Annotated in this window: 18 protein-coding genes; 6 read left to right on the top strand and 12 right to left on the bottom strand. The window is 74.6% G+C overall.

Annotated features, from left to right (window positions below; all coding sequences use genetic code 11):
- Window positions 1-345: 345 nt before the first annotated feature.
- Complete coding sequence (gene recQ, locus ACFYWG_RS32460) at window positions 346-2,433, top strand: DNA helicase RecQ (RefSeq protein ID WP_389204449.1); 2,088 nt, start codon at window positions 346-348, stop codon at window positions 2,431-2,433.
- Between the two features lie 43 nt (window positions 2,434-2,476).
- Here the strand turns inward: recQ and ACFYWG_RS32455 are convergent, their stop codons facing one another.
- The 8 genes from ACFYWG_RS32455 to fahA form a co-directional block, all read right to left on the bottom strand.
- Window positions 2,477-5,533: a fumarate reductase/succinate dehydrogenase flavoprotein subunit gene (locus tag ACFYWG_RS32455; RefSeq protein WP_389204413.1), complete on the bottom strand. Its 3,057-nt coding sequence runs from the start codon at window positions 5,531-5,533 to the stop codon at window positions 2,477-2,479.
- 11 nt (window positions 5,534-5,544) lie between these two features.
- Window positions 5,545-6,363: an ABC transporter ATP-binding protein gene (locus ACFYWG_RS32450; RefSeq protein ID WP_389204412.1), complete on the bottom strand. Its 819-nt coding sequence runs from the start codon at window positions 6,361-6,363 to the stop codon at window positions 5,545-5,547.
- A complete protein-coding gene (locus tag ACFYWG_RS32445) occupies window positions 6,347-7,237 on the bottom strand; it encodes an ABC transporter permease (protein ID WP_389204411.1) in 891 nt (296 codons plus the stop codon). Before ACFYWG_RS32445 ends, ACFYWG_RS32450 begins: the two co-directional genes overlap by 17 nt.
- Window positions 7,234-8,580 carry an ABC transporter substrate-binding protein gene (locus tag ACFYWG_RS32440; protein WP_389204410.1) on the bottom strand — a complete coding sequence of 449 codons (1,347 nt, stop codon included), beginning with the start codon at window positions 8,578-8,580 and terminating at the stop codon, window positions 7,234-7,236. The genes ACFYWG_RS32445 and ACFYWG_RS32440 overlap by 4 nt, the downstream gene beginning before the upstream one ends.
- 15 nt (window positions 8,581-8,595) lie before the next feature.
- Entirely contained in the window at window positions 8,596-8,823 is a 228-nt protein-coding gene (locus ACFYWG_RS32435) for a ferredoxin family protein (RefSeq protein ID WP_003992261.1), read from the bottom strand.
- 36 nt (window positions 8,824-8,859) lie between these two features.
- Window positions 8,860-9,648 (bottom strand): GntR family transcriptional regulator, encoded by a 789-nt coding sequence (locus ACFYWG_RS32430; protein ID WP_376330948.1) that lies wholly within the window; start codon window positions 9,646-9,648, stop codon window positions 8,860-8,862.
- Window positions 9,649-9,792: 144 nt separating this feature from the next.
- A complete protein-coding gene (locus tag ACFYWG_RS32425) occupies window positions 9,793-10,731 on the bottom strand; it encodes a M56 family metallopeptidase (RefSeq protein ID WP_376331052.1) in 939 nt (312 codons plus the stop codon).
- A 178-nt stretch (window positions 10,732-10,909) separates the two neighbouring features.
- Complete coding sequence (gene fahA, locus ACFYWG_RS32420) at window positions 10,910-12,121, bottom strand: fumarylacetoacetase (protein WP_389204409.1); 1,212 nt, start codon at window positions 12,119-12,121, stop codon at window positions 10,910-10,912.
- A 403-nt stretch (window positions 12,122-12,524) separates the two neighbouring features.
- Here fahA and ACFYWG_RS32415 point away from each other — a divergent pair, with 403 nt between their 5' ends.
- The 5 genes from ACFYWG_RS32415 to ACFYWG_RS32395 all read left to right on the top strand — a co-directional run bounded on the left by ACFYWG_RS32415 (window position 12,525) and on the right by ACFYWG_RS32395 (window position 19,714).
- Window positions 12,525-13,703, top strand: coding sequence for a DegT/DnrJ/EryC1/StrS family aminotransferase (locus tag ACFYWG_RS32415; protein ID WP_389204408.1), 1,179 nt, complete (start codon window positions 12,525-12,527; stop codon window positions 13,701-13,703).
- Between the two features lie 4 nt (window positions 13,704-13,707).
- Complete coding sequence (locus ACFYWG_RS32410) at window positions 13,708-16,119, top strand: lipopolysaccharide biosynthesis protein (protein ID WP_389204407.1); 2,412 nt, start codon at window positions 13,708-13,710, stop codon at window positions 16,117-16,119.
- Between the two features lie 204 nt (window positions 16,120-16,323).
- On the top strand, window positions 16,324-18,135 hold the full coding sequence (locus ACFYWG_RS32405) for a glycosyltransferase (protein WP_389204448.1): 1,812 nt from the start codon (window positions 16,324-16,326) through the stop codon (window positions 18,133-18,135).
- Window positions 18,132-18,572: a hypothetical protein gene (locus ACFYWG_RS32400; protein ID WP_389204406.1), complete on the top strand. Its 441-nt coding sequence runs from the start codon at window positions 18,132-18,134 to the stop codon at window positions 18,570-18,572. Before ACFYWG_RS32405 ends, ACFYWG_RS32400 begins: the two co-directional genes overlap by 4 nt.
- On the top strand, window positions 18,569-19,714 hold the full coding sequence (locus ACFYWG_RS32395) for a glycosyl hydrolase (protein ID WP_389204405.1): 1,146 nt from the start codon (window positions 18,569-18,571) through the stop codon (window positions 19,712-19,714). Before ACFYWG_RS32400 ends, ACFYWG_RS32395 begins: the two co-directional genes overlap by 4 nt.
- 48 nt (window positions 19,715-19,762) lie before the next feature.
- On the opposite strand, the gene ACFYWG_RS32390 is transcribed toward ACFYWG_RS32395, so the two are convergent.
- The 4 genes from ACFYWG_RS32390 to ACFYWG_RS32375 all read right to left on the bottom strand — a co-directional run bounded on the left by ACFYWG_RS32390 (window position 19,763) and on the right by ACFYWG_RS32375 (window position 24,069).
- A complete protein-coding gene (locus tag ACFYWG_RS32390; RefSeq protein WP_385419496.1) occupies window positions 19,763-20,527 on the bottom strand; it encodes a hypothetical protein in 765 nt (254 codons plus the stop codon).
- Between the two features lie 160 nt (window positions 20,528-20,687).
- Window positions 20,688-21,497 carry a polysaccharide deacetylase family protein gene (locus tag ACFYWG_RS32385; RefSeq protein WP_389204447.1) on the bottom strand — a complete coding sequence of 270 codons (810 nt, stop codon included), beginning with the start codon at window positions 21,495-21,497 and terminating at the stop codon, window positions 20,688-20,690.
- Window positions 21,498-21,691: 194 nt separating this feature from the next.
- Complete coding sequence (locus tag ACFYWG_RS32380; RefSeq protein ID WP_389204404.1) at window positions 21,692-22,978, bottom strand: glycosyltransferase; 1,287 nt, start codon at window positions 22,976-22,978, stop codon at window positions 21,692-21,694.
- 20 nt (window positions 22,979-22,998) lie between these two features.
- Complete coding sequence (locus ACFYWG_RS32375) at window positions 22,999-24,069, bottom strand: GNAT family N-acetyltransferase (RefSeq protein WP_389204446.1); 1,071 nt, start codon at window positions 24,067-24,069, stop codon at window positions 22,999-23,001.
- Window positions 24,070-24,172 lie beyond the last annotated feature (103 nt).

Below are 24,172 nucleotides of genomic sequence, written 5' to 3'. Positions count from 1 at the left end.
TCCGGCGGGCCGGTACGTCGGCGTGTGGGGCGGCGGGCCGGTCTGTCGGTGTTCTGTCCCGGGGGGAGGGGGGCTGTCTGCCGGCGTTCTGGTGGCGGGCCGGTCCGCCGGTGTTCCGCGCGGCACGCCCGGAGGGGCGCCGGGGTGGCTCCTCGGGTTCGGCCTCGGCCTCGGGCGGTGTCGAACGCATGTCGGACACAGGACGGGCAGATACGGAGGGAAGCGGGCGGTCGCCGGTCGGTGACGGAGGGACACGGGCGCTGCCTGTGGACAACTCGGGTGCTGTCGGTGGGTGCGCCTATCGTGGACGCAGTGGTCGAGGGACGACGTACGGGGGACACGACGATGGGCGGGACGGGCGGTATCGCCGAGATGGCAGTGACCGAGAACGAGGCCCTGGCCACGCTGCACCGGGTCTTCGGGTACGAGGCCTTCCGGGGCGAGCAGGAGGCGGTCGTCGAGCACGTGGTGTCCGGCGGGGACGCCGTGGTGCTCATGCCGACCGGCGCCGGGAAGTCCCTGTGCTACCAGATCCCCGCCCTGGTCAGACCGGGCACCGGGGTGGTGGTCTCCCCGCTGATCGCGCTCATGCAGGACCAGGTCGACGCGCTGCGTGCCGCGGGCGTGCGCGCCGGGTTCATGAACTCCACGCAGGACTTCGACGAGCGGCGGATGGTCGAGGCCGAGTTCCTGTCCGGGGAGCTCGACCTGCTGTACCTGGCGCCGGAGCGGCTGCGGCTGGAGAGCACGCTGGACCTGCTCTCGCGGGGCAAGATCTCCGTCTTCGCGATCGACGAGGCGCACTGCGTGTCCCAGTGGGGGCACGACTTCCGGCCGGACTACCTGGCGCTGTCCCTGCTCGGCGAGCGCTGGCCCGACGTGCCGCGGATCGCCCTGACCGCGACGGCGACCCGAGCCACGCACCAGGAGATCACCCAGCGGCTGAACATGCCGGCGGCCCGGCACTTCGTGGCGAGCTTCGACCGGCCCAACATCCAGTACCGCATCGTGCCCAAGGCCGACCCGAAGAAGCAGCTGCTGAGCTTCCTGCGCGAGGAGCACCCGGGCGATGCGGGCATCGTCTACTGCCTGTCGCGCAACTCCGTGGACAAGACCGCGGAGTTCCTCAGCCGCAACGGCATCGAGGCGGTGCCGTACCACGCGGGCCTGGACGCGGGCACGCGCGCCGCCCACCAGTCGCGCTTCCTGCGCGAGGACGGCCTGGTCGTGGTGGCGACCATCGCCTTCGGCATGGGCATCGACAAGCCGGACGTCCGCTTCGTCGCCCACCTGGACCTGCCCAAGTCGGTCGAGGGGTACTACCAGGAGACGGGCCGGGCCGGCCGGGACGGCCTGCCGTCGACGGCCTGGATGGCCTACGGACTCAACGACGTCATCCAGCAGCGCAAGCTCATCCAGTCCGGTGAGGGCGACGAGGCCTTCCGGCGGCGGGCACAGGCCCACCTGGACTCGATGCTGGCGCTGTGCGAGACGGCGCAGTGCCGCAGGGGCCAGCTCCTCGCCTACTTCGGCCAGGACCCGGACCCTGCCGGCTGCGGCAACTGCGACACCTGCCTGACCCCGCCGGAGACCTGGGACGGCACGGTCGCCGCCCAGAAGGTGCTCTCGACGGTGGTGCGGCTGCAGCGCGAGCGGGGGCAGAAGTTCGGCGCGGTGCAGATCGTCGACATCCTGCTGGGCAAGCGCACCGCCAAGGTCATCCAGTTCGACCACGACCAGCTGTCCGTGTTCGGCATCGGCGAGGACCTGAGCGAGCCGGAGTGGCGGGGCGTCATCCGCCAGCTGCTGGCCCAGGGCCTGCTCGCGGTGGAGGGCGACTACGGCACGCTGGTGCTGACCGAGGCGAGCGGTGCGGTGCTGCGGCGGGAGCGGGAGGTGCCGCTGCGCAAGGAGCCCGAGAGGCCGGTGACCGGCCGGTCCGGCTCCTCCGGTGCCGGGCGTGGGGAGCGCAAGGGCAAGGCCGCCGCCGTCGAGCTGCCCGCGCAGCTCCAGCCGGCCTTCGAGGCACTGCGGGCCTGGCGCGCCGAGCAGGCCCGCGAACAGGGCGTCCCGGCGTACGTCATCTTCCACGACGCGACGCTCAGGGAGATCGTCCTGGCGCGGCCCACGTCGGTGGCGGAGCTGGCCGGGATCAGCGGGGTGGGGGAGAAGAAGCGGGTGACGTACGGGGAGGGCGTCCTGGAGGTGCTCGCCTCGCTGGACGCACCGGCCGACGATCCGGCTCCGGGCAGCGACGGGCTGTCGGCCCGGTCGTCCGACACCGCCGCGCCGACGGCCGACGGCACCGGCCGGGCACCGGCTCCCGCCCCCGGTGCCGCCGGTGGTCCGGCTTCCGCCTCCGGCCGGGGAGCGGACGAGCCGGACCTCTGGCCGGAGACGGAGGAGGAGCCGGAGCCCGACGACTGGATGTAGGGCCTGCAGCCGCCCTCCGGCTCCGGGCGGGGGGTCGCGGGCGTCACAACGCCCGTGCCGCGTACGCCCTGACGTCCGCGTCGGTGTCCGCCGTCGCCGTGGCGAGCGCCGCCCGGGCCTCTCCGGTCGTGCCGTGCCGGGTCAGGGCCAGGACGGCGGCCTTGCGGACGTCGGCGTTGGTGTCCGCCAGGGCCTTGGCGAGAGCCGGGACGGCCACGTCGGCAGCGGCGACCGACAGGGCCGTCGCCGCACCGGCCCGCACCTGCCAGGCCGGTTCCGACAGGGCGGTCACCGCCCGGGCGGCGAGGGGCCCGGGGCAGCCGGTGGTGCCCAGGGCTGCATAGGCGGCCGCGCGCACCAGGGCGTCGGTGTCGTCGAGCAGCCCGGCGAGCGCCCCGGTCACGAACCCGGCCTCCGCTCCGGAGCCGGCCCGGGAGCCACGGCCGGTGTCCGTTGCGGAGCCGGTCCGGGATCCAGCGCCGACTGCCAGTGCGGAGCCTGCGCCGGATCCATGGCCGGTGTCCGCCTCAGCACCTGCCGCTGGTCCGCCGTCGGTGCTCGACCCGCCGTCGGTCCTGGATTCGCCGTCGGTCCTGGACCCGCCGTCGGTCCTGGACCCGCCCCCGGCCGTCGCTGTGCCGTCGGCCGGGGCACCGGCCGTGTGGTCGCTCGCCGCGGGGGTCGGTGGGTGCGCGGCGCCCACCGTGGCCAGGCCCTTGGCGATGGCGACCCGGACCTCGCGGGACGGGTCCGCCGCAGCCGCGGCGGCCAGTTCCCCGACGGCGTCCACCGAGACCAGCGCCCGGACGGCCTCGGTCCGTACGGCGATGTCGGAGTCGGAGAGGGACGCGGCGAACAGGCCGGCGTCGCCGAGCCGCAGGGCGCGCAGGACGTCCAGGGCGGCGGCCCGCACCACCGGGTCCGGCTCGGCCAGGGCGGCGACGAGGCCGTCCCGGAGGCCGGGCCCGGGCGGGAGCGTCTCGACCAGCTCCCGCAGGGACGCCGCCGCGGCGGCACGGACCTCGGCGGCCGGGTCGCGCAGCGCCGAGGCGAGAGCGGGGCCCGTTCCCGGCGGGAGGGTCTCGGTGAGCACGGCGACGGCCTCGCGGCGCACGGCCGCTGCCGGGTCGGTCAAATAGGGGCGCAGGGCGCCGAGTTCGGGCTGCTCGTCGGCGAGGGCGACGAGTTCGAGGAGCCGTCCGGCGGAGCGGTCACCGGCCGGCTGGAGGGAGGGGGCCGCCCCCGCGGTGGGCGGGAGCGGCGCGGTCGCCTCCGTGCGGGTGGCCACCGGCGCCACGTCCCGCGAGCCGGCTGTCGCCACGTCCTCGGCGTGGACCTCGCCGAGGTGCCGGGGCGCACCGCCGACCGGGTCGAAGCCGTCGACGGGGACGAGGTAGGGGGCCACGGGCCGGGCCGTGAACTCCATCGCGCCGCCAGGGGACTTGCGCAGGTCGAGGTGGTGGAACCAGGACGCGTCGTCGCGCCGCGGATGGTCGAGGCGGTCGTGGTAGAGGCCCCAGCGGGACTCCGTGCGGGCCAGGGAGGAGCGGGCGGCCATCTCCGCGCAGTCGCGGATGAAGGACACCTCGGCGCAGCGCATCAGCTCGTGCGGGGTGCGGGCGCCCATCTCCGCGATGTCGGCGCGCATCCGCTCGAACGCCTCCAGGGCCAGTGACAGCCGGGCACCGGACTTGGGCGGGGCCACGTAGTCGTTCACGAAGCGGCGCAGCTTGTACTCGACCTGGGGCTGCGGCGGGCCGTCGGGGTTGCGCAGTGGGCGGTAGATCAGCTCGTGCGCCTCCCGCAGCTGGTCGTCCGGCAACTCCCCCTGGTATGCCGAGTACTGAGAGGCGTCCGCCCCCGCGAGGTCGCCGAAGACGAACGCGCCGATCATGTAGTTGTGCGGCACGCAGGCCAGGTCGCCGGCCGCGTACAGGCGGGGCACGGTCGTCCGGGCGTGGTCGTCGACGCGGACGCCGGAGGCGGAGTGGCCGCCGCACAGGCCGATCTCGGAGATGTGCATCTCGACGTCGTGGGTGCGGTAGTCGTGGCCGCGGCCGGAGTGGAAGGTGCCCCGGGTGGGGCGTTCGGTGGAGTGGAGGATGTCTTCGAGCGCGGAGACCGACTCCTCGGGCAGGTGGCTCAGCTTGAGGTAGACGGGACCGCGGTCGGAGGCCACCTCCGCCGCGAACTCGGCCATCATCTGGCCCGACCAGTAGTCGGAGTCGACGAAGCGCTCGCCGTGCCGGTTGACCTGGTAGCCGCCGAAGGGGTTGGCGACGTAGGCGCAGGCCGGGCCGTTGTAGTCCTTGATCAGCGGGTTGATCTGGAAGCACTCGATGCCGGTGAGCTCGGCGCCCGCGTGGTAGGCCATGGCGTAGCCGTCGCCCGCGTTGGTGGGGTTCTCGTAGGTGCCGTACAGGTAGCCGGAGGCGGGCAGGCCGAGGCGCCCGCAGGCGCCGGTCGCGAGGACGACCGCGCCCGCGCGGACCTGCACGAACCGCCCGGTGCGGGTGTGGAAGCCGGCCGCCCCCACGGCCCGCCCCCCGGCGGTGAGGACACGCACCGGCATCACCCGGTTCTCGATGCGGATCCGCTCCCGCATCTCGCGCCGCCGCAACTGCCGGTACAGGACCTTCTTGACGTCCTTGCCCTCCGGCATCGGCAGCACGTAGGAACCGGAGCGATGCACCTGGCGGACGGCGTAGTCGCCGTGCTCGTCCTTCTCGAACTTCACGCCGTACGACTCCAGCCGCTGCACCATGGCGAAGCCGCGGGTGGCGGTCTGGCGGACGGTGGACTGGTCGACGATGCCGTCGTTGGCGCGGGTGATCTCGGCGACGTAGTCGTCGGGTTCGGCGCGGCCGGGGACCACGGCGTTGTTGACGCCGTCCATGCCCATGGCGAGCGCGCCGGAGTGGCGGACGTGGGCCTTCTCCAGCAGCAGCACGTCCGCGCCGTGCTCGGCGGCGGTCAGGGCCGCCATGGTGCCGGCGGTGCCGCCGCCGATGACGAGGACGTCGCAGCTGAGCTCCTCGGCGTCGGCGAGGGACGGGACGGCCAGGGGGATGTCCGCAGGGGGTTTCACGGAGGTGGTCACCGGGGTGCCTTTCACGTACCGAGCGAGGTGAGGACGTCGCGCCGCAGGGCCCTGCGGGCCGGGTCGTCGTGGGCGGAGCGGTCGCGCGGGCGGGGGACGTCCCGGACGGAGAGGAGGCGGCCCGCGCCGAGCAGGGCCACCCGGTCGCCGAGGAACAGTGCCTCGTCCACGTCGTGGGTGACGAAGACGACGGTGGCGCCGGTGCCCCGCAACACCTCGACCAGCAGGTCCTGCATGCCGGCCCGGGTCTGCGCGTCCAGCGCGCCGAACGGCTCGTCCATGAGCACGGCGCGGGGATGCCCGGCCAGGGCGCGCGCCAGCTGCACGCGCTGGCGCTGTCCGCCGGAGACGCGGTGCGGCAACTGCTTCTCCTGCGCGCCGAGTCCGACCCGCTCCAGCCAGGAACGGGCCTGCTCCCGCCGGGCGGCGCGGGGCACTCCCCGGATGGCGAGGGGGAGTTCGATGTTGGCGCGCAGGGTGCGCCAGGGCAGCAGCGCGTCCTCCTGGAAGACCAGGGCGCGTTCGGCCGAGGGGCCGGTCAGCGGCCGTCCGTCCTCGGTGAGGGCGCCCGTGAGCGGGGGCAGCAGACCGGCCAGGGTGCGCAGCAGGGTCGACTTGCCGCAGCCGGACGGGCCGACGACGGTGAGGATCTCGCCGGGGGCGACGTCCAGGTCGACGCCGTCCAGGGCGGGCGCGCCGGGGCGGCCGAGACCGGCCCCGCCGAGCGTGAGGCGGGTGCCGCGGACCGGGGCGCCGGGCGGGCCGTCCGGGGGACCGGGCCGCCGCGCCGCGGAGTCGGTGGCGGAGACGGTCTCAGACGAGGTGCTCATCGCGTGCCTCCTGGGTTCGGGCGCCGCCGGGCGCGCCGGACGGGGTGCCGCCGGCGGGGGCGGATGCCGGGGTGGCGCGCCGGTCCGCCCGGTGCGCCCGGGCCGCCGTGCCGTACGCGGTGCGCGGCAGCCAGCGGGTGAGGCGGCGGCCCAGGAGTTCCACCGCGGTGGAGGTGAGCCAGCCGAGGACGCCGATGGTGACCATGCCGACGAACACGCCGGGGTAGTCGACGACCGTGTAGTCCTGCCAGGTGCGGTAGCCGACGCCGTACTGGCCGGAGATCATCTCGGCGGAGATCACGCAGATCCAGGACACGCCGATGCCGACGGACAGGCCGCCGAAGACGCCGGGCAGCGCGCCCGGCAGGACGACGGAGCCGAAGATCCGCCACCGGCCGCCGCCCATGGTCCGTACGGCCTCCTCCCACACGGGGGTCAGGGCCCGGACGGCGTGCCGGGTGGAGACCAGGACCGGGAAATAGGCGGCGGCGAAGGTGATGAAGACGATGCCCTGCTCGTTGGAGGGGAACAGCAGGATCGCGACCGGGACCAGGGCGATGGCGGGGACCGGCCGGACCACCTCCAGGACCGGGCCGAGCAGGTCTTCGGCGAGCCGCGAGCGCGCCACGAGCACGCCCGTGGCCACGCCGAGGACGGCGGCCAGCAGGAAGCCGGTGAGGATGCGGACGAGGCTGTCGGTGAGGTCCGTCCAGTAGTCCGGCCCGGACAGCCGGGCGCCGAAGGCCCGGGCCACGTCGGTGACCGTGGGGAACTGCGAGAACCGCAGCCACAGGTCGACGTCCTTGCCGGTCAGCACCTGCCACAGGCCGAGGGCGGCGGCCAGGGAGGCCACCCGGAGCGCGTACCGCCTCACGACGCCCGCTCCAGGGCGTCGGTGTAGGAGACGACCCGGGCCCCGCTGTGCGCGGCGACGTAGGCCCGTGCGGTGTCGGGAGCGACGAACGGCAGCAGCTCGGCGCCGTCGGCCACCCACACGGCCTTGTCGGCGAACCACAGGGTGCCGGTGGTGGCGTCGGGCACGTAGGCGGCCCGGATCCCCTCGCGGTGCCCGGCGAGGTGGCGGAGCAGCGCGGCGGGGGAGGGGAAGGTGAGGGTCTCGGACGCGCCCTCGGGCCAGACCTCGCTCGCGGCGGGGGCGGGCTTCGTGGCGAGGTGCTCGGCGTACGCCGCGGGTCCCAGCGCCTTCTTCAGGTACCGGTCGTCGACGAAGGAGTCGACGTCCACGTCGCCGGTGAGCTTCGCCGACTTCAGGATCGCGACGTCCTTCTTCAGCGCGGCGACGAGCGGGGGCCTGAGGGCCGGATCGAAGGTGGCGATGCCGTGGGCGCCGTTGTACAGGTAGACGACCTCGGCGGGCAGTCCGGTGGCCTTCGCGACCTTCTCGGCGGCGGCGACCGGGTGCGCGTGGAGGTAGTCCGTCGCCTCGGCCTGGGCCTTGAGGAACGCCTCCAGCACGGCGGGGCGCTCGGTGGCGAAGTCCTGGCGTGCGGTGACGCCGTGGAAGGTGGGCAGGTCGAGCCGGGCACCGTCGTAGATCGCCTTCGCCTTGCCCTGGAAGGCGAGCAGGCCCGGCCAGGCGACGAACTGCGACAGCGCGTCGGCGCTGCCCGCGGCGAGCGCGGAGGCGCCGACGGAGGGCTGCTGGTTCAGCTTCTCGATCCCGCGGTCCGGGTCGATGCCGGCCCGCTGCAGGGCCCGTACGAGGGTGCCGTCGGCGGCCGAGCCGACGCTCGTGGACACCTTCCTGCCCTTCAGGTCGGCCAGTGAGTCCAGCTTCGATCCGGGCGCGGCCACGATGGTGTTGAGGCCGCCGCGCAGGTTGTAGCCGGTGACCGAGACCAGGCGGGTCGGGTTGTTCAGCTGCTTGCCGCGGGCCGCGTTGATGAGCAGCGGGAAGTCGCCCATCGAACCGATGTCGATCTTCCCGGCGGTCATCTGCGCGGTGATGGGCGCGCCGGTGGCGTAGTCCTGCCAGTCCACCTCGTAGCGGACGCCGTCGTCCAGGGCGTTCAGCTGCTTCTCGAAGGAGCCGAGGGAGCGGAGCAGGGTGCCCGCCGTGACGGTGTTGATCGTCCGGGACTGGTAGCCGACGGTGACGGTGACCGTGGAGCCGGCGCCGGCCTCGGCGTCACCGCCGCAGGCGGCGAGGGGGAGCAGGAGGACGAGCGCGGACAGGGCGACTGCTGTGCGTTTCATGGGAGTTCGGGCCTCTCACCGGAGCAGATAGGGCATGTTGACCGTGACGGCCCCGGTGGGGCAGCGCGCCGCGCACGGGCCGCAGTACCAGCACTCGTCGACATGCATGTAGGCCTTGCCGTTGCGCTCGTCGATGGCGAGGGAGTCCAGCGGGCACATGTCCACGCAGAGCGTGCAGCCGTCGATGCACTTCGACTCGTCGATGGTCACGGGCACGTCGGCCCGCTGGGGCGCCAAGGGCATGGCTGTCTCCAGGAAGGTGGGCAAGCGGGTGGCGGGTTACCGGTTGCGGTGCAGGGAGCCGCTCATGGCGATGCGGTCGCCGCGGAAGCGGATGAACTCCAGGTCGACCGGGCGGCCGTCCTCGAGGTGGGTCAGGCGCTCCAGCATCAGGACGGCGGCGCCGTGCGGCGCCTCCAGCACGGCGGCCGAGTGGGCGTCCGCGCTGACCGCTTCGAGGGTGATCTCGGCGTGGCCGAGACGCCGACCGGTGACGGCTTCCAGCAGCCGGAAGACGTCGGTGTTCTCGAGGTCGGCGCCGAGCAGCGCGGTGCCGATGTCGAGGGGGATGTAGGTGAGGTCGAGGGACAGGGGCAGACCGCCCAGCCTGCGCAGGCGCTCGATGTACAGGACGTCGGTGCCGGGTGCCAGGTCGAGGCGGGCGGCGACCGGCGCGGGTGCCGGGGCGGGGCCCATCGTGCGGACCTCGTTGGTGACCCGGCCGTGCTCGCGCAGGGTTTCCGCGAGGCCCATCAGGCGGTCCAGGCCGTGGGGGTACTTGTGGGCCGTGACCACGGTGCCGACGCCGGGTCTGCGCTCCACCAGGCCCTCGGCCCGCAGCAGGTCGAGGGCCTCGCGGACCGTGTTGCGGCCGGCGCCGTAGTCGGCGGCGAGGGTCGACTCGTGGGGGAGGGCGCCGTCGGGGAAGGCGCCGGTGAGCAGCTGCCTGCGCAGCAGGTCGGCCAGTTGCCGGGCCCGGTCGGCGCGCAGCCGTCGCCGCGCGCGGTGGGCGGCGACGGTGGTCGCGGCTCCCTGTCCGGCGTGGTCTCGGATGCGGTCACTGGGCATGGACCGGACCATACCCATCCGGTAGGGAAAGTGGTGTTGCGGCAATGTTGCGCCACCGGGAAGGCGACCGGTCCGACTGCTGAGCTGGCCTTTCGGCGGCCCGGCGGCCCGAACCGCCACCGGTGCGGGACCGCGCCCCGCGCCCTACGACAGGGCCGTCAGTCCCGGGGCGAACGCGATGAGCAGGGGCACCAGCGGCACGAGCGCGGCCGTGGTGGTGGTCAGCGCGCGGTGCCGGCGGTCCAGTCGCGGCGGCGGCTCCAGCAGCCGGTCGACCCGCTCGCCCAGCAGCCGGTGGCTGGAGGCGCAGGAGAGCACGCCGCGGTGCTGGTTCAGCTCGATCAGGGCCAGGGCGGTGGTCAGGTGGCCGCAGCGGCGCGAGGCCGTGTCGTCGGCGGCGAGTTCGACCAGACGGTGGGTCTGGTCGCAGAAGTGCGCGAACAGCGGGACCCGCGGGAAGCCGGTGGCCAGCGCGGTGGACAGGTGCAGCAGCCAGTCGTGGTGGGCGCGGGCGTGGTTGCGCTCGTGGGTGAGCACGGCGTCCAGCTGGTGGCCGGTGAGCCGGTGCAGCGCACCCGTGGTGACGATCAGCTGGGGCGGGCTGCCGGGCATCCACCAGGCGTCCGGGTACTCGTCCTCCAGGACCAGCAGCGGTCCGCGGGCCGCGGGCAGGCCGGCCGGCAGGTCGGGGGCGCGCTCGCGCAGATGGGCGCGGGCCCGGGCCCGGCGGCGGCGCGCCTCGACGAGTTCGCGGGCGAGCATCGCGGTGGTCCAGGCGGCCCCGCAGGCCAGCAGCAAGGTGAGGGCGGCGGCCCACGGCGGGGCGGCGGACAGGTCGTACGCCGCGGTCACCGCCGGCGGCGCCGGGGCGAAGAGCTGGGCGCGGACCGTGCCGAAGACGGCCGCGGCCCCCAGCGAGAGCGCCGTCACGCAGCACAGCAGGACGGTGGCGACCAGGCACTGCCACACCCACAGCGCGACCACCGGCTCCCGTTCCGGCCAGGAGGCCCGGGTCAGCGCGCGCGGAGCGGGGACGGCGGCCGTCACGGCGACAAGGCTCAGCAGGAGCAGGCAGACGGTCATGGCCACGGGCTCCGGTTCCTGGTGGAAAAGGGGCGGCTACGGGTCGTGCGGGGGAGGGCGGCCCCCGTGCGCACGAACGGGCACACCGCCCTGCGCCCAGTATGACGGGCGGGGGCGGTGTGCGTCAGCCGCGCGGGGATCCGGCCGATGCCGGTGCGGGCCTGCGGAACGGGACCGTTCAGCCCGCCGCGATCCGCCCCGTCACCTCGCCCAGCCCCACCCGTACGCCGTCCGGCCCGGGGGCCCAGGCCGTGAGGGTGACGACGTCGCCGTCCTCCAGGAACGTCCGCTTGCCGTCGGGCAGTTCCAGCGGCTCGCGGCCGTTCCACGTCAGCTCCAGCAGGGAGCCGCGCTCCCGCTCGGCCGGGCCGCTGACCGTGCCCGAGCCGTAGAGGTCGCCCGTGCGCAGGGACGCCCCGTTGACGGTCATGTGGGCCAGCTGCTGGGCGGCCGTCCAGTACATGGTGGAGAAGGGCGGCTCGGAGACGGTGTGGCCGTTGATCGCGACGCTGATGCGCAGGTCGTAGCCGCCGGGTTCCTCGCCGGCGTCGTCCAGGTAGGGCAGCAGCCCGTGCGTCCGGGCCGGGGGCGCGACCCGCGCCTCCTCCAAGGCGTCCAGCGGGGTGATCCACGCGGACACGGACGTGGCGAAGGACTTGCCGAGGAACGGGCCGAGGGGCACGTACTCCCAGGCCTGGATGTCGCGTGCGGACCAGTCGTTGAGCAGGCACAGCCCGAACACGTGCTCGCGGAAGTCGGCCAGGGCCACCGGCGCGCCCATCCGGGACGGCACGCCGACCACGAAGCCGACCTCCGCCTCGATGTCCAGGCGGACCGACGGCCCGAACACCGGCGCGGCGTCGGCGGGCGCCTTGCGCTGGCCCGAGGGCCGCTGGACCTCCGTGCCGGAGACCACGACCGTGCCGGAACGGCCGTGGTAGCCGATCGGCAGATGCTTCCAATTGGGGGTGAGGGAGTCCTCGGCGTCGGGCCGGAAGATCTGCCCCACGTTCCGGGCGTGGTTCTCCGAGGCGTAGAAGTCGACGTAGTCCGCGACCTCGAAGGGCAGGTGCAGGGTCACCGAGGACAGCGGGTGGAACAGCTCCCCGAGGGCCTCGCGGTGGGACGGCACGGTCACCCACGCGGTGAGCGCCCGGCGCACGTCCGACCAGGCGGTGCGCCCGGCGGCCAGCAGCGGGTTGAGGGTCGGCTGCGCGAGCAGGGAGGCGAACGGGGAGCCGAGTGCGTGGGCCGCGGCGCCCGCGTCCAGCACATGGCCGCCCAGCCGGACACCCACCTTCCGGTCGTCGGAACCGGGGAGGGAGAACACGCCGTACGGCAGGTTGTGCGGGCCGAAGGGGTCACCCTCGGGGACATCGAAGGGGGGCATCGGGTGCTGCCTCGCTTTCGGGTGTGCCATGTCGTCGCCACGTGTCCGTGGTCCTGCCACACGTTACGTGCGACGCACCCGGTTCGGGCAGGGGCCGCGGAGGCGAACGGGACGAACGGGGCAGGTGGGCCCGCCGTACGGACCGGCCGGACGGGCCGGACCGGCCGGGGGGGGGCGTGACCGGCGCGCCGGACGGGGCACCACATGCGTACGTGCCGGAAGTTATCCACAGGACGCGACGCAATCTTGACGGAGCGGTGCGAACGGGGCGACTCTGGGCGGGTGCCGGAAGGCCTCGGGGAGGGGGCGTTCCGACGGCACACCAGGGGGGCGGATGGCCATAGGGGAGGCCGGTCCGGGTCCGCTGCGGCATGCTTCACGGCTCGAACGGCTGGAAGACATCATGCGCACGCGGCTCGGCCGGGAATGTGTGTACGTACCGTCGTGCCGTTTCGGGCTGTACGTGGCGCTGCGCCACTGGTGCCCGCCCGGCGGGCGGGTGCTGATGTCGCCGGTCGACGACGACGTGATCTTCTTCGTCGTGCTCGCGGCCGGACTGCGGCCCGTGCAGGCGCCGTTGAACCCGTTCGACGCGACCATCGACGTCGATGCCGTGCCGGACGAGGTGTGGGGCTCGGTGTCGGCCGTGCTGACGACGAACCTCTACGGCAACCCGGACCCGGCGCCGCGGCTGCGGCACACGTGCGACGCCCTCGGCATCCCGTTGTTCGAGGACGGGGCGCACGCGATCGGCAGCCGGATCGGGGACCGGCCGGTCGGCGCGTGGGGCGAGGCGTCCGCGTTCAGCCTGTCCAAGCACGTGGGCGCCAAGGCCGGGGGCATGCTCGCGCTCGCCGACCCGGGGCTGCGGGAGGCGGTGGAGAAGACCCGCGCGGGACTGCTCGCCCCGGGCAGCACGGTCTCCGAACTCGCCTTCGCGGTCCGGCCCTTCGCCGAGGCGGCGGTGCGCGGGCTGCGGCTGCGCCGCGCCGCGTGGGCCGCGGTGCGGCTGCTCGGCCTGGCCGACCGCGACGACATCCGCATGCCGCTGCGCCCGCAGGAACTGGCCCGCGCCGCCCGGCGCGCGCCCGGGCTCGACGCCCACGACCCGTGGGTGCGCGTCGACATGCACGACTACCGCCTGGAGTCCGGCCCGCTCCGCCTCGGCCGCGTCGAGCGCAGGCTCGGCCGGCTGGACGAGGTGCTGGACGCCTGCCGCGCGGGCACCGAGCTGCTGCTGGGCACGCCGTGGGCCAGGCCCCGTGACGCGTACGGGACACAGCCGTTGTTCCGGGTGCCGCTGTTCGTGGCGGACCGGGACGCGGCGATCGCGGCCCTGGCCCGACAGGGCATCGTCGTCGGCTACTTGTACGACCCGCCGCTGGACGACTACGCCGGTGCTGAGTTCACCGACCCCTCACCGGCCCCCGAGGCGGCCCGCTGGTTCGCGCGGCACGCGCTGCCCGTGGACCCGCTGCGGGCGCGGACGGTCGTCGAGGTGCTGGAGCGGTCCGGGGCGCGGCCGGCCGACGTACCGGACGCACTGTGCGGGAGCGGGCCGACAGCGGGAGGGCTGGGGTAGTTCCGTGGCTGAGACCCAGGTGCACGAGTCCGCCGCCGCGCGCGCCGGCGACAGCGGCGGACCGCGGCCTGCCGACAGCGGGCACACCCACGACTCGCTGTTCAAGAACGCCTACTTCCTCATGCTCAGCACCGGCGTCTCGGCCGTCCTGGGGCTGGGCTTCTGGCTGGTGGCGGCCCGCTACTACGCCGAGGAGGCGGTCGGCCAGGGCTCGGCCGCCATCGCCGCGATGCGGCTGCTCGCCAGCATCACCGCGACCACGATGATCGGCGCCGTCGTCCGCTTCGTCCCGCGCGCCGGCCGGGAGACCGGGCGCCTGGTGTGGGGCACCTACGCGGCCAGTTCGCTGGTCGTCGCCCTCGCCGCCGCCGTCTTCCTGCTCACGCTGGACGCGTGGGGCGCCTCGTACGCGCCGCTGGGCACGCCCTGGGCGGGCGCGGTGTTTGTCGCCGCGTGCGTGGCCTGGGCGCTGCTCACCCTCCAGGACGGCGTGCTCACCGGCCTGCGCAAGGCCGAGTGGGTGCCGGCCGGCAACGCCGTGTTCTCCGTCGGCAAGCTGGTCCTGCTGGCCGTGTTCGCCGGCACCCTGCCCGTGCTCGGCATCTTCGTCTCCTGGGCGGTGGCGATCGCCTTCTCCACGCTGCCGCTGGGCTGGCTGATCTTCCGCCGGCTCATCCCGCGGCAGGCCCGCGCCGACCGGGACAAGGACCCCCCGAAGCTGCGGGACATGGGCCGGTTCCTGGCCGGTGACTCCCTGGGCGCGCTGTTCAGCCTCGCCATGATCAACCTGCTGCCGGTGATGGTCGCGGTCCGCTTCAGCGCGGCGGAGAACGGCTACTTCTACGTGGCGTACACCGTCGGCGGCACGATGGAGTTCATGGCCATCAACATGGCCTCCTCCCTGACCGCCCACGCCTCGCACGACCCCCGCCGGCTCGCCGACGGCGTCCGGGGCGCCCTGCGCCGCATGACGCTGCTGCTGGTCCCGGTCGTGGCGGTCCTGGTCCTGTTCGCCCCGTACATCCTCACGCCCTTCAGCCCCGACTACGCCGAACACGGCTCGACCGTGCTGCGGCTGCTCGCCCTCGGTGCGCTGCCGCGGGTCGTGGTGGAGCTGTACATCGGCGTCCTGCGCGTCCAGGGGCGCACGGGCGTGCTCGCCGCCCTCCAGGGCGCCATGTGCGCCCTGGTGCTGGGCTGCGCGGCCGTGCTGTTCACCCCGGCCGGGATCGCCGGCGCCGGCTGGGCGGTGCTGCTGAGCATGACCCTGATCGCCGTCGTCTCCGCCGTCGGGCTGCGAGCGGCCCTGCGCCCGGACGACAGCCCGCCGCCCGCGCCCCTCCCGCCCGCCGACCCGGACCCGGACCCCCCTGCCTACGGCACTCGCTGGGCCAGACTCAACGCCACCGCCGGGTACGGCACGACCTGGGCCCGCGACGCCGCCCACCGGCCCGGGAGCGGCGACCAGGACACGGTCACCCTGTTCATCGGGCGCCCGGGCTACGAACGCGAGGCCCTCCAGGCGGACACGCTGGCGATCGTCGTACGGCCGGAGGGAGCCGCCCGGGGAGCCCAGGTGCCCGGGGAGGCCCCCGCGCGCGGGGCGTCGGCGCACCAGGAGACGGGCAGTCCGCCCGGCCCGGCGGACCCGCCCACCGGACAGGACCCGGGGGAGCGGCGGCTGCGCGGCGCCCTGTGGAGTCTCCTCGGCGCCGCCGTGATCTTCTTCTGCGCCCCGCTGCGCGACCTGCCCTGGCTCGCGCACCCCAGCGAAACGGCGCCGACGGGACGGCAGTTGCTGCACGGCCTGCCGCTGCCGTCGCTCAGCGCGGGCGCCGTGCTGCTGGTGGTGCTCGCCGCCGCCGTCACCCTGTCCGCCCGGCGCGACCCCTGGCTGCCCGGCACCGCCCTGGCCGCCGCCCTGCTCGCCCTCCACACCGCACCGATCGCCCTCGGACGGCGACCGCGGCCGGTGGAGGGGGCGTGGTACGAGCGGGCGGCCGGTTTCCTCGCCGACGTGCTGGGGCTCGGCGGGCCCGAGCCGCTGCTGCGCTGGGCGCCGCCGGTCTGCCTGCTGCTGTGCCTCGTGCCGCTGTGGCCGCTGCTCGCCCGCGTGGCCGGACGCGTGCCGTGGCAGGGGCGGTGGGGGCTGCTGTACCTCGCCGCGGTCGGCGGCTGGGTGTGGCGTGAGGCGCTCGCGCCCTTCGCGCCGGCGCTGCTCGCCGCCCTGTGCGTCCTCGCCGCGCTCGCCCCGCTCCTGCCGCTCGCACGCCGTGCCGCACCGGCGGGGAGCCTCGTCCGCACCACTCGTTCCGCGGCCCGCCGCATCACGGGCCGACCACCGGCCGGCCGCCCCGCGGACGTGCCGCCGGCCGGCCGCACCGCCGACCGGCCGCCCACCGGCCGCCGCGACTGATCAAGCCAGAGCCGAACAGAGCCGAACCGCCAGGGGGGAACCACCGTGCGTCCGCCAGCCACTCCGAGGGAGAGATCCACGCCGGAACCCGCAGCCGCACGGGACGGCGCGGACACCCCCGGCACCCCGGACCCCGGTCCGGGGACCGCCGGGCAGCCGGTCGGCCCCGCCTCCCCGGAGGCGCCGGGCGCCGTGCGCGAGCCGGTGACGGACCTGTCGGACCTGCCCCCCGTCCTGCCGGGGCGCGGCGCGCTCACCGGACCGGGCCTCCCCCTGCTCGTGGCGCTCGCGCTCTGGGTCTACGCCGTGCGGCACACCGACGTGTCGCGACTGGACGACTACGGGCTGGTCAGCGCGCTGCACCCGGCGTTCTGGGCGGGACTCGCGGTCCTCACCGCCGGGTTCTTCCGCACGGTCCGCGATCCGCGACGCCCGGGAGCCTGGGGAGCGGCGTACGTGCTGGGGCTGCTGGTGATGGAGCGGGCCACCCAGGCAGTGCTCTACCCGACGCCGCTGTACGCCTGGGCGTGGAAGCACGACGCGGTCATCGACCACCTGCTGACGGCGGGCGGCCTCCAGACGGCCGACCAGGTCGGCGACATGGCCGTCTACGACCAGTGGCCGGGCTTCTTCGCCGCCCAGGCCGCCCTGGTGCGGCTGCTGGGCGTGGAGTCGTCCACGATGTTCATGGCCTGGTGGCCCCTGGTCTCCAGCCTGATGCTGCTGCTCCCACTGCTGCTGATCTACCGCACCTTCACCGAGGACCGGCGGCTGATCTGGACCGCCGTCTGGCTCTTCTACGTCGCCAACTGGGTCGGGCAGGACTACTTCTCGCCCCAGTCGGTGGCGTACGCGCTGCACCTGGGCGTGCTCGCCGTGGTGCTGCGCCGCTTCGGCCGGTCCGCGGCGGGCGGCGCCGGGCCGCGGCCCGCGGTGTGGACGGTGCTCGTCACGCTGCTGGTCACCGCGATCGTCATCTCCCACCAGCTCACCCCGGGCATGCTCGTCGTCTGCCTGCTCGCGCTGTGCCTCAGCCGCGGCCACCGCGACTGGGTGCCCGTGGCCACCACCGTCGTGATCTTCCTGGCCTGGTGCCTCACGGCGGCGCTGCCGTTCCTGTCCGCCGCCATGCCCGACATGATCCGCTCGGTCGGGGACGTCGGCGCCAACGTCGAGACCGGCTACGGCGCCACCCCGACCGGCACCGGTGCCGTCGCCACCTCCTGGGCCGCCCGGCTGCTGTCCGGCTCGGTGCTGCTGCTCGCCGCGGCCGGCGTGCTGCGCCGGCGGGTGCTGCGCCACCGGGCGCGGCCGCTGCTGCTGATCGCGGCGGCCCCGCTGCCCATGGTCGCGGCGAGCAGCTACGGCAGCGAGATGATCTTCAGGGTCCTGCTGTTCATGCTCCCCGGCGCGGCCTTCTTCGCCGCCGCCGCGATCCTGCCCCGGGCGGGCGCCCCGGCCGCGGACCCCGCGCAGGAGACCGGCAGCGCCCGGAGCACCCTCCCGGCGACCGGCCGGTGGGGGAGCGCCACCTGGGTGCCCCTGGGCGCGCTCCTGGTCGGGACCCTGGCGTTCGTCCCCGCCTACTCGGGCAAGGACCGGATCAACTACTTCCCGCCGCAGGAGGTGTCCCTCGTGCGGCAGCTGTTCGACCGGGCGCCCGACGGCTCCCTCGTCGTCGCCGCCAACCGCAACTACCCGCTGGCCCACGACTCCTACGGGAGCGTCGACCACTACTGGTTCCTCGACGACGCGCGCAGCCACGTCGACGAGATCGTCGCCCGGCCGGCCGCGACCCTCGCCACCGACATGGCAGGCGTGGAGCGGCCGGCCCGCGCCTACCTGCTGCTCACCCAGGGCCAGTACGCCAACTCCGAGATGAACGGGCAGCTCACCAAGGCGCAGCTGGACCGCATCCGCGCCTCCGTCGCGGCCTCGCCGCGGTTCGAGCTGGTGGCGGAGAACAGCGCCGGGTGGCTCTACGAACTGAACAAGTCAGGGGGAGCGGAGCGATGACACCGCAGGAACTCGTGGTCCGGATGGTGCCCCCCTTCGGCGGCTGGCTCGCCCTCGCCGCGCTGGCGCTGCCCGGCGGGTCACCGCTGCGCGGCGCCGCGGTCGTGCTCTTCCTGGCGGCCGGACCGGGCGCCGCCCTGATCCGGGTGTGCGCGCCCGCCCTGGCGGCCCGGCCCGCGGAAGGCCCGGCCGAGCGCCGCGAGGCGGACTTCGCCCGCCGCTCCGACCTGCTGGAGCGGCTGATGCTGGCCCTGTTCGTCAGCATCGCGGCCGTCATGCTCGTCGCGACCGTCCTGATCGCCACGCACACCTTCAGCGCGCAGCGGGTCCTGCTGACGCTGACGCTGCTGACCACGCTCGCCGCGCTCTGCCCGCCGCTGCGCGCCTCCCCGCGGGCGCCGACGACGCCGACGACACCGGAGGGTTCCGCTCAGTGAGGTTCGACCGTCCCCGCCCCTTCCTCCGCCGCGGTCCGGCCGCGGCCGGACCGCCCCGCCGGGAGCCCTCCGAGGAGCGGCGCCCCGGCGGGCCGTTCGCCTCGAAACGCCGCCGGCTGCTGGTCACGTCCGCGACGGTCGTCAGCGCCGTCCTGGTCGCCGTCCTGGCGCTGCGCAACGCCTCCGGGCCGGAACCGGGTGCGGCCGGCTCGCGGGCCGGCTGCCGCCCCACGGCCCTGCTGGAGCCGCCCTGCGGGGCCTGGTTCGGCGCGTTCGTGCCGCACGAGCGGGACGACCTGCCGGAAAAGGTCCGCGCCTACGAGCAGCGCGTGGGCCGCAAGCTCGACATCGTGTACACGTACCACGACATGTCGCTGCCCGCCGGCACCCGCCGTGAAGGGCAGCTGCTCACCCCGGAGGAGCGGCGCGTCGGCGAGGACCGCATGCTGCTGCTGTCCTGGGAGAGCAAATGGTGGGGCGGCACGAAGCAGCAGCAGCCGACGTGGCGGCAGATCGCCGCCGGGGAACTGGACGAGAAGGTCATCGACGTCCAGGCCCGGCGCATCAAGGACTACGGCAAGAAGGTCTTCCTCTCCTTCGACCTGGAGATGGACACCCGCACCCCGGCCAACGGCACGCCCGCTGAGTTCGTGCGGGCCTGGCGGCACATCCACGACCGGTTCGGGGAGCTGGGCGTCGGCAACGTGGTGTGGACGTGGATCACCACCGGCTACCTCGACCACGCCGACACGATGAAGGCCATGTACCCGGGCGACGACTACGTCGACTGGGTCGGCTACAACCAGTACAACTACTACCGCTGCCACGACACCGGCTGGCGCACCTTCGCCCGCACCCAGGAGGCCACGCACGCCTGGATCCGCGAGCACGTCTCCGGCGGCAAGCCGCTGATGCTCTCCGAGTTCGGCACCGCCGCCGACCCGGACCGCCCGGACCGGCAGGCCGAGTGGTACGCCCGGGTCCCCGCCGTGCTGAAGCGACTGGACGGCGTCAAGGCGGCCCTGCAATGGAATTACCGCGACCCCGGGCCCCACTGCGACCTGGCCCTGGCGAACGACGCGGCCTGGGACAGCCTGCGCACGGCGGTCTCGGACCCGTACCTCGACCAGCCGCTCGACTGAGCGGTGCGGACCCGGCCCCTGCCGGCCTGCCGGCAGGGGCCGCGGACCTCACTGGACCACGACGCTGTCCCCGGACGACGTCGACGGCCCGGTGGTGGTGTTGCCGTAGTACGCCCAGCGCCACGTACCCGTCGTGGAGGCCTTCACGGTCGTGCGGAGATCACCCGAGCCGTTGGCGTACACCTTCTTGACCGTGGTGTAGGAGGCGGCGCCGGCCGGCTTGAACTGCAGGCTCACCAGGCGGCCTCCGTAGGAGGCGTACCTCCTGGTCTCCCAGTCGGCCCGGGTGACCTTTCCGGTCACGGTGAGGGTCCCGCCCTCGGCCACCGGTTCGGGCGAGGCGTTGACGCTCAGGCGGGAGTTGCGCTTGACGTGGACCGTCAGACCCTCGTCGTCGACGTCACCGCCGCCGCCCTGGAAGTACACCTCGGCGCCGACCTTCCAGGCCCCGGCCTCGCTGTTGCGCATGTCCCACACGCTCGGGTCGAAGTACATCGTCTCGTCGAAGTCGCAGACGCCCGAGCTCACCCTGTGGCAGTCGCTCGTCTCGATGGCGTGCCACAGCCGGTCGTCCCCGCCGCTCCGGTACAGGAAGACCGCCGGCCACTTCCACTCGCGCGTGGTCGACATCCGGAAGGAGGCCGGCGCCGCGACCTCCTTCGACACCCCGATCACGATCGGCTTGCCGCCGTTCACCTGGACACGGGTGAACGAGGCCCCACCCTCGGCCGCCGCGGCCGGCACCGCCGCCACGGCCGTGAACACCGCCGCCGCGGCACCGGCCACGGCGACCCTCCAGACCTGCTTCCCCACCTGATCCCCATTCTCCGTACGCACAGGCACCGAGGGCTCATCCCTCGGGCGCCTTACAGACGGCCGGCATCGACGCGGGGTTGTACGCCCGCGCATCACGATGGGGCATCGAACGGCAGGCCTCGGTGCGGGTGGGCCCGGGAGGCCCGGCCCCACCCGGTCAGCCCGCGAACTCGGGGCCGTTGACCAACGCGCGGCCCCGCCGGTACCAGCGCCAGGCGATCGTCCTCGGCCCGTCCCGGTACGGGGCGATCCGGGCGCCCCTCCCCGCCAGCCAGCCCTCCACCTGCGCGAGGGTGTGGGACCGCCGGACGATGAGCCGCGCGATGCGGTGGGTCTCGTCGCGCTCGGAGCTGAGCGCGTGCCGGACGGCGGTCGCCGTCTCGTAGCCCGCCCGGGCCGACATGGCCCGCACCCGCGGGCTGTTGTAGCCGTGCGGATAGGCCAGATGGCGCACCTCGTGCCCGAGGGCGTCCTCCAGCACCGCCTTGGACGTGCGCAGTTCGTACGCCAGGTCCCGCTGGGACAGCGTGTCGAGCTGGGCGTGGGTGACGGTGTGGCTGCCGATCTCCATGCCGGAACGTTCCAGCTCCGCGGCCCGGTCCAGGGTCATCATCGGGGCGGGCGGCAGCAGACTGCGGCCGCCCGGGGTGACGGCGCCGGTGGTCAGATACGCGGTGGCGGGCAGCCCCCGCCGGGCCAGTGCCTCGGCGGTGGGGCCGGGCAGGTCGGCGAACCCGTCGTCGAAGGTGAGCAGCACCGGCCGCGGCGGCAGCGGTGCCCGCCCCGCCAGGTGATCGGCGAGCGCGCTGATGGTGACGGGGGTGCGCCCGCTGCGGACCACGGCGTCCAGGTGCGCGGCGAACTGCTTCGGCGTCACTGTGAACTCGGCGATCCAGTCCGGCGGATCGTCGCTGACGCAGTGGTAGAGGAAAACGGGGACGACACCGGCACGGCCCGCGTCCCTCATGACGGCGGCACCGCCCGTGTCGCCCACGACACCGGCACCCTCCGCACCGCCCGCGACCGCGGTGCCACTCATGTCACCCGCGACCGTGGAGCCACCCGTGTCACCCGCGACCGTGGAGCCGCCCATGTCGCGCCGTCCGCGCGCCGCGCGCCCCTGCCGGGTCCGACGACCCGCCCGGTCCTGGCCGTCCGGCCTCATCTCGCCCCCCGCGCCGCCACGCGCAGCGCCCGCCGCGCCCTGAGGTAGCCGACCGGGCCGTACAGCATGCCCCTGCGCTGCAGCCGGGACAGCCGCCGCGGCCAGGGGTGGGTCCGTACGTCGTGGTCGCCCGGCGTTCCGCCGCCCGGGGCCTCCCGTACGGCGGTCAGCGCACGGGCGTGGGCGAGGCCGCGCGGCAGCCGCGCGAGGAACGCCGGCAGCAGCCCGGGCCGGTTCACCAGCACCGCCGTGAGGTAGGCGGTGAGCCCCGCCCCGTAGCCGTAGGCCTGCGTCTCCAGGTCCCGCCAGGTCTCCCGGTGGTGGTGCCAGACCAGGGCGTACGGCGTGTAGTGCAGCCGGTGGCCCTCGGCCAGCACCCGGACGAAGCAGTACAGGTCGTCACCGCCCCGGGCGGCCGTCCCCGCGCCGGTGGCCGGATCGAAACCGCCCACCTCGCGCAGCACCCGCGTCCGGAACGCCATGCTGGCGCCGGAGCCGAACCGCCCCGCCGTGAACGGGAACAGCGGCTCGTCGCCCGGGGGCCTCGCCGGGTCGTACGTCCTCGGGGTGAAGCCCTTCGCGAAGCCGCCGTGGCTCTCCAGCAGGACCTGGGCCGGGGTGGTGAGCCGTGCGGGCAGGATCAGGCCGGTGGCGCAGCCCAGCCGGGCGTCCGCGGCGAACGGCGCGGTCAGCTCGCGCAGCCAGCGCGGGTCGGCGACCACGTCGTCGTCGGTGAAGGCCACCACCTCGCCGGCCACGGCGGCCAGCCCCGCGTTGTGCGCGGCTGCGAGCCCCGGAACGGGCTCGCAGACGTACCGCACACGCTCGGCGTACTTCCGCTCCACCAGCTCCCGCGTCTCGTCCGTCACGGGCGCGTTGTCCACGACGACGATCTCGAAGCGCGGATGGTCCTGCGCCAGCAGGGAGTCCAGCGCGCGGGCCAGCTGCCCGGCCCGTTCCCGCGTGGCCACGACGACACTGGCGAACGGCGGCTTGCCGGACCGCCCCCCTTCCGTGACGGGAACCGCGGGGCACTCCATCGCCGCCCGGGCCGCCAGCACGGCCTTCGGGTCGGCGCCCCGCGGCACGTGGGCGAGCAGCGTGCCCACCGGCCGGCCCCTTCTGCGCACCAGCACGAACACCTCCCCGGCCGTGACCGGGGGACTGCCCGGGCCGGGGACGAGCACCGCCTCCTCGCCGTCGAGGTCCAGTTCGGCGACCTGTACCGCCCCGATGGCCAGGAACCGCCGTATCTCCTGCCGCGCACGTGCCGTACGGGCCATGCGCCCTCCCTCCACTGGTGTCAGGTACGGCGCAGCCGGGCCGCGCCCTTCAGGGTCCGCGCCGCCAGGGCCGCCAGCGGCGGCCGGGCGCGGACGAAGCTGTGCGCGCGGCGTACCGGCTCGCGGCGCAGCCAGTGCAGTACCGCGCCCGCCCCCGGCCGCAGCACCGCGCCTTCGTACACGGGCAGTTCGCCCGTCTTCAGCGCGTCCTTGTACTCGGCGGCCCCCCGCCCCAGGTCGAGCGTGGCGATGCCCTCGGCGGCCGCCGCCTCGGCCATGCGCAGATGCAGCACCAGACCCGGCGAGAACTTCGCGAACTCCGGGTCGTAGGCCGGGAACCAGCAGGCCAGGACCGAGGCGGAGCGCAGTCCGAAGTGGGCGGCGACGGGCCGCTCACCCGCGTACAGCACGGACAGTGTGCCGCTGCACTGCGCCGCCCGCGTCCGGGCCAGCCGCCCCACGAGCCGGGTGATCCACTCCTGCGCGAACCGGTCCCGGCGCCCCGTCCTGCGGTACTGCGCCGACTTCCACTCCATGAGCGTGCGCAGCGCGGCCGGGTCGCGCTCGTCGAAGACGAAGCGCAGCGCGCCCACCTGCCGTCCCAGCCGGCGCTCCTTGGCCAGGGTCGTCTTGAGGAACTTCGGCGACCGGCCGCGCAGCACCGACTCGTAGGTCTCGTAGCCCTTCTCCACGTCGACGACGAACGTGGCGTGCTCCTCGGCCGCGTGCCCGACGAACAGCCGCTGCTCCGCCTCCAGGTTGTCGAAGGCGAAGCTCGACAGCGAGCAGGCCCGCAGCAGTTCGCCCGTTTCCAGGGCCAGGCCGGGACGCAGGATCGCGCCCTGGGCGTCGGAGACGCCGAGCCCGATGGCCCGGCCCTGCCCCAACGGGCCGCGCTCGTACGGCAGGAAGCCGGCCGGCTGCGCCCCGTCGTGGACCACGGCCACGCGGGCCCGCGGCCTCACCAGGCCGACGGCCTCGGTGAACTCCGGTTCCATGAAGGGGTTGCGCGGAGCGTGGGAGGCGGCGCGCAGCGCACGCCAGTGCTCCCGCTCCTCTTCGCCGAGCTCCCCGGGCCCGGCCACACGTATGCGTCCACTGCTCAACCCGACCCCCCGATCAAGTCCCCCCTGGACACATGGAAGGTACCGCCCGGGACGGTCCCTCGGGTAGGTAACGGAGCATGTTGTTGCC

The organism is Streptomyces sp. NPDC003456, from assembly GCF_042878735.1.
Lineage (GTDB): Bacteria > Actinomycetota > Actinomycetes > Streptomycetales > Streptomycetaceae > Streptomyces.
This window is presented reverse-complemented; position numbering and strand designations above follow the sequence as displayed.